Source organism: Coleofasciculus chthonoplastes PCC 7420, from assembly GCF_000155555.1.
GTDB lineage: Bacteria > Cyanobacteriota > Cyanobacteriia > Cyanobacteriales > Coleofasciculaceae > Coleofasciculus > Coleofasciculus chthonoplastes_A.
Genome location: NZ_DS989874.1, coordinates 64,874 through 70,446 on the forward strand (window position 1 = coordinate 64,874; position 5,573 = coordinate 70,446).

At 44.7% G+C, this 5,573-nt stretch carries 4 protein-coding genes; 1 reads left to right on the forward strand and 3 read right to left on the reverse strand.

Annotated elements, in window-relative coordinates; all coding sequences use genetic code 11:
• The 3 genes from MC7420_RS42060 to MC7420_RS35920 form a co-directional block, all read right to left on the reverse strand.
• On the reverse strand, positions 1-371 hold a 371-nt coding region (locus tag MC7420_RS42060), incomplete at its 3' end, for a hypothetical protein (protein ID WP_232231829.1).
• Between the two features lie 235 nt (positions 372-606).
• Complete coding sequence (locus MC7420_RS31775) at positions 607-1,023, reverse strand: hypothetical protein (RefSeq protein ID WP_006105792.1); 417 nt, start codon at positions 1,021-1,023, stop codon at positions 607-609.
• A gap of 78 nt (positions 1,024-1,101) precedes the next feature.
• Complete coding sequence (locus MC7420_RS35920) at positions 1,102-2,559, reverse strand: pentapeptide repeat-containing protein (protein WP_006105829.1); 1,458 nt, start codon at positions 2,557-2,559, stop codon at positions 1,102-1,104.
• Positions 2,560-3,143: 584 nt separating this feature from the next.
• Here MC7420_RS35920 and MC7420_RS31785 point away from each other — a divergent pair.
• Positions 3,144-5,252 carry a M48 family metallopeptidase gene (locus MC7420_RS31785; protein ID WP_006105835.1) on the forward strand — a complete coding sequence of 703 codons (2,109 nt, stop codon included), beginning with the start codon at positions 3,144-3,146 and terminating at the stop codon, positions 5,250-5,252.
• Positions 5,253-5,573 lie beyond the last annotated feature (321 nt).

Genomic DNA, 5,573 nt, shown 5'->3' on the forward strand with positions numbered 1-5,573 from the left:
TATTCCCGGTTAGGATTTCCTTGAAGCTGGTTAGACAACATGGAAATAATTTGACCCACTTTCCGGCGATTTTGCTCGCCAATCCATAACGGTAGAACTTGAGTCTCGGCTAATTGTAAGACTAGCGACATAATTTCACTGTTTGATGCCTCTCCATGGAGCAGTAAAACTAACATGGCTTGGTGTTCGTCTGCTATCTGTTTCGCTTTGGGCAAAATTTCCAGGGATTTAGCCCAGTGGACTGGGAACATCAGGTGAGGCGGTTGATTGGCTCCAATGTCAACGAGGGTTGGCTCCAAAATAGTACAAGTACCGTCCTCTTTTTCATACCAAGGGCGACTATTGGGGGAGGAAGCTGCCTGTGATTGCATAAGATTGCCCATTGATTATCTGAATGTGGATGATTTTTGTCCTATTTAATCAAATTTTCTTAAAGATTGTCGAGCTTCTCTCCAAGAAATACCGTAGAATTACGGACAGGATAATTTTTCAGAAAATAAAATTTAGTAAGTTGTAGAAACATTACCGGAAACGTCCCTACAATCTGAGACATTATGAACTAGACGAGTAAGATGCCCATCCCCTAAAACACAAGCGAAACACCAACTACTGGGTTGTTGGATGTCCCTTCGTTTTTTCCCAATCCTCTAATGCTCCGACAACAAAGCTAGCAGCAGGATGGTTGAGAAACTGTTCAAAGGCTTTAACACTGCCTGTTGCTAAAGCACTGAGAATTCGTTTGGCTAGTGTGGGATTGTTTTCAATGCGTTGCATGGCTTCAAGTGTTAATGCCATCTTCCCCGTGTTGGTGTTGATATCATAGAACTTATCAAGCTGTTCAAGTATGGCTTGAATTTCCTGTGCTGCATCAGCCAGGATTTGTCTTTGTTCGGGGACGTAGTTGTTATTTATGATGCTTTGTTGTCTGCCTACATTTTTGCCCGCTAGATTACCCTGTGTTCCTTCATTAGCAACGCTGATTGCCGGGGCGTGAATGTTGATTTGTTTTTTAGATTCTGGCATGAGCTGTAGAAGTTATTCTTGTCGGTGGTTAATTCAAGAGCTACCTTTGGCTGCGGCACTTTTATCAGCAATAAAAAACTAGGCGGTTTCGGTTAAAGTTGACTTGGACTTTAGGTCATCGTTGTCTTGCCTATTTCTTTGACAACCTTGGTTCTCTGTCGCTAAATTTCCCTGTACGCCTTCATTACCAACACTTACGACAGGAGCATGGAAATCCCAATAGTAGTTAGTTGTGTAAGCTTCTGCCATTAGTTTGGGAATAGTGCCGAGTTGTTTTTGTAAGTGATTCACTAAATCAAAAAGTTGATTAATGTGTTCATTTTTGTCCGCTATTCTAGCTTGATATTGTTTTTCTAGTGCTTCCTGTACAAACTTGTAGTTACTCCAGAAGTCATGGTCAATCTTACCTTTATCAGTATTAGCTGTAACACTAACCTTGATCAAAACCGTTCCATCTCCTTTGTTTTCAATACTTTGGATACCCAATGGAACATCTTCATGAACTATCTGAGTATTGGCAAAGGAATAAGCAAAAGCTTTCCAGTTAACACCATCACGGAAAATCAGATCAACGGTTTCTAGAGCTTTCTGGAAGAGTTGAGTAAATTCTCCTGGTGCAAATTTACCGACATGGGGACGGCGATCTTGTTGATATTCCTGTAGATAAATATAAAGGCAAGTCGTGCAGTTTAAGTTTGTTTCTCCATTAATATTCCAATCTTCTATACATGCTCCGGTTAGCGTTGCTTCTTCAAAGTTAGCAGCTAAGGCTTGAGTTCTAATTAATTTGGCGTCACTGAGATTAGCACCACTGAGATTAGCACCACTGAGATCGGCTTTAGACAGGTTAGCACCACTGAGGTTAGCGCCACTAAGATTCGCGCCACTGAGTTCAGCGCCTCTGAAATCTACTCCTTGCAAATTAGCGCCCTTGAGGTTAGCTTCGCTGAGGTTAGCTCTAAAAAAACTAGCGCCACTGAGATTCGCACAACCCAAGTTTGCACCAATCAAATCCGCCACGCCAAAATTAACGTTTTTAAGGCAAGCTTGACTAAAATTAGCTCCTACAAGTTTGGCGTTAATGAGTTTTGCGTGACAGAGGATAGCTTGATTGAAGTTAGCTAAATTTAGTTGAGCTTTAGTCAAATTTGCTTGAGTTAGGTTAGCTTTACTTAAATTTACTTCTATAAGTCTGGTGTCATAAAAATCCGCAGCTTTGAGATGAGCCTGACTCAGATTGGCTTGAGTTAGATCGGCTCTCCTAAACGTAGCTCCATTGAAATGCGCTTGACTGAGATTTGTTTTAATGAGTTGAGCTTCAAAGAGACTAACTTTACTGAAATTTGCTCCCCTTAGATTGGCATTACTTAGGTTTGCTCTTCTGAGAAAAGCCTGAATAAGGTAAATGAATCTCGGTTTATCTGCACTAAAAATGGCAATAAAGAGTTTTGCTCGTCTTAAAATTGCTGTCAAGGGATTGGTTCTCCATTCATTTTCACCCCTCAGACTTACCAAAGGGAAAGACAAAATATCCATGTCTACTCTCGAATGCAAGGTTGGGTTAAGCTTTTGCTATTCGCAAGGATAGCCTAGACTTTCATGATCTGGCAAGATAATTATCAAAAATAACTAACTTGTATTATTATTTCGATAAAGTTTTTTATGAATGGTTAGATTAGCAATATAGTTTCAATTTACAGGCACTGATTGTGTCAAAGACTTCAGTTTACCGAGATTGACTCGCCCCAGAGCAGACAAACCGCGATCGCGCTCTTCCCGGATTTCTCACCAAAATTGTCAAAAGGCTTATAAAACTGGATTGACCATACAATAAGGCTTTCAACACTCTGTCTGTCGAAATTTAGGTTCGGTCAAAAATGCTTGAAATCTACTCTGGGTAAAGGTTTAAAGGATTAAGATGGCAAAACTTGTGAGAAATGCGGGTCTTCCTGGGCAAACCCCAACCTCAGTGGAACCAAGCCTCTTCGCGAGAGTCATCTAGAAGGTTAACCCTCATTCAGCCCGAACTAAGCTACCCTAATTAATTAGGTAGAGCCAACTAGCGCCACTGCCTCATTGCTACAATCACACCCAACCGAGCAATCCCTGGAGATCGGCTGATGAAACTGCTCTGGAATTCCCTTTTACTCTCCTTAGGCATCCTACTGCCAACTTCAACCTCTATCGTTTTAGCCGAGTCTGCGAAAACCCCTGAATCCATTGGTTCTACTCAGAATCTCACCATTTCAGATTCCCCAATTGAGCCAATTGTTCAGACGCCAGATCCACTGCATCACCCGATGCAGATCGGATTACCTGAACAAGTCACGGTTGAACACCAATTACCCACAAACAGGGCGGAAGCGATCGCGATTCCAGAGACTCCCTCAGCCGCTTCCACTTCAGTTATCGTCGCTGAGGATTCCTCGGAAACGCCAAAAACTATCGTCATTCCAGAGGCTGTACCCACTTCAATTCCCTCAACCCCCTCTGAGGAAATACCACCAGAGTTCACGACTCAATCTCCCCCATCCACAGTTGAAGACTCGACCGAAGTCGAGACAATAGAAATCCCAGAAACCGTCAGTGATGACTCAGCGGATACAGAAGACGACAGCGAAACTACCGCTGAAGACTCGACCGAAGTCGAGACAATAGAAACCCCAGAAACCGCCAGCGACGACTCAGCGGATACAGAAGACGACAGCGAAACTACCGCTGAAGACTCGACCGAAGTCGAGACAATAGAAACCCCAGAAACCGCCAGCGACGACTCAGCGGATACAGAAGACGACACCGAAACTACCGCCGAAATCCCCGAACTGACGCCCGAAGAACGGGAACGTCAGCAAAAGCTGATTGAAGCCGATCGCCTTTACATGAGCGGTCAATTTACCGCTGCTCAACAGCTTTATCGGGAAGCCAAAGCCTCTTTTGACACGGAAGCAGCCCTAGAGAAACCCGTCGCTATCTATGAGCCGAGTGAACTCTCACCTGCGGGTGCGGTGTATTGGCGTCAGTCTGAGGAAGGGTTAGAACAGGAACTAGAAACCAAGATTCTTGTCCCCCTCCAGTTTTTAGTCGAACAGCAACCAGAATTTATTCCCGGTCATTTGCGCTATGCTCAAACCCTCCAGGAGTACGATCGCCAGGAGGAGGCGATTCAGGTATTGGAACGGGCGACAACCTTATATCCCAATGAGCCAGATTTAATTAAAGCCAAAGTTACCGCCCTAGCCGATACCAAACGCTGGTTAGAAGCCTCCCTCGCCGCCCGTCAATTTGCCATGCTCAACTTCAATCATCCCCAAGCGGCGGAATTTGAAGTGCTAGCGGAGGAGAATTTGGAACGCTATCGATCGCGCTTGCGGGGTGAACTGAGAGGAAACGCGATCGCGAATGTGATTACGGGGGCGTTGGGTTATATTTTTACCGGGAATCTCTTTGGTCCGATTTCGGCAATTGAAACCACCACGTTAATGCTGCGCGGTGAATCCGCCGTGGGTGAAAGCTTCGCCGGAAGGGTACAAAAGCAACTCCCTATGGTTGAAGATGAACAGGTGCTGGAGTATGTCCAGGAAATTGGCAACAAACTCGCGATCGTAGCGGGGCGGGATGAGTTTGAGTATCAGTTTTATGTGGTCATGGATGACCAACTGAATGCCTTTGCTTTACCAGGTGGAAAGATATTTGTCAATGCTGGCGCGATTCTGAAAACGGATTCTGAGGCGGAGTTAGCGGGGTTATTGGCTCATGAACTGGCTCATGCGGTATTATCCCATGGTTTCCAGTTGGTAACGGAGGGGAATTTGATTGCCAATGTTACCCAATATATTCCCTTTGGTCGCACCGCTACAAATTTAATTGTTCTCGACTATAGCCGGGACATGGAACGTCAGGCTGATGCATTGGGAACAAAGATTTTAGTCGCTGGCGGCTATGCAGCGGATGGACTGCATAATCTCATGATTACGTTAAACGAAGAAGACCGCGATCGCCCCTTATTTGCATGGCTGTCTACTCACCCGAATACAGAGGAACGGATTAGCAATATTGAAACCCTCATTGAGCGCAATGGCTACAACCGTTATACCTACGAAGGCGTCGCCCGACATTTGCAGATTCAAGAGCGAGTGGCGCAATTGCTCAAGGAATACGAAGCGCAACAGGAATGTGAAGAAAATGATGATGAGGAGTGTGAACAGAAGGAGGACACCTTAGAAGAATAGTATTCTAGCAAAAGGGATTGACTTCTCCGCTGGTTAAAACGCGGGGGATTCTAAGAGGATACTACGGGACGGGCTGAAGCCGCGTCCCTTCGTTTCATCTTCTTAGAGTTCCAGAGAAAAACCCTGGATGGCGCAGTAATATAGCGCTACGCGCTAGGCAATAGGCAATAGTGAAGACAAAAGCTTACTCAAATTGAGTTAATCCGGGAAAAAGTGGGATCAAGGGGAGGTAAGGGTTGGGTATGATCAGATTGAGACATAGTAGAGATAGAGTGCGATCGCGCTAGAGTATTAGTATTATCTATTCCTTGACTTTTCCTT

What these genes read in the sequence shown, in the direction of transcription:
- MC7420_RS31785 (WP_006105835.1), top strand. Translation starts at nt 3,144, where the DNA reads ATGAAACTGCTCTGGAATTCCCTTTTACTCTCCTTAGGCATCCTACTG.
- MC7420_RS31775 (WP_006105792.1), bottom strand. Translation starts at nt 1,023, where the DNA reads ATGCCAGAATCTAAAAAACAAATCAACATTCACGCCCCGGCAATCAGC.
- MC7420_RS35920 (WP_006105829.1), bottom strand. Translation starts at nt 2,559, where the DNA reads ATGGATATTTTGTCTTTCCCTTTGGTAAGTCTGAGGGGTGAAAATGAA.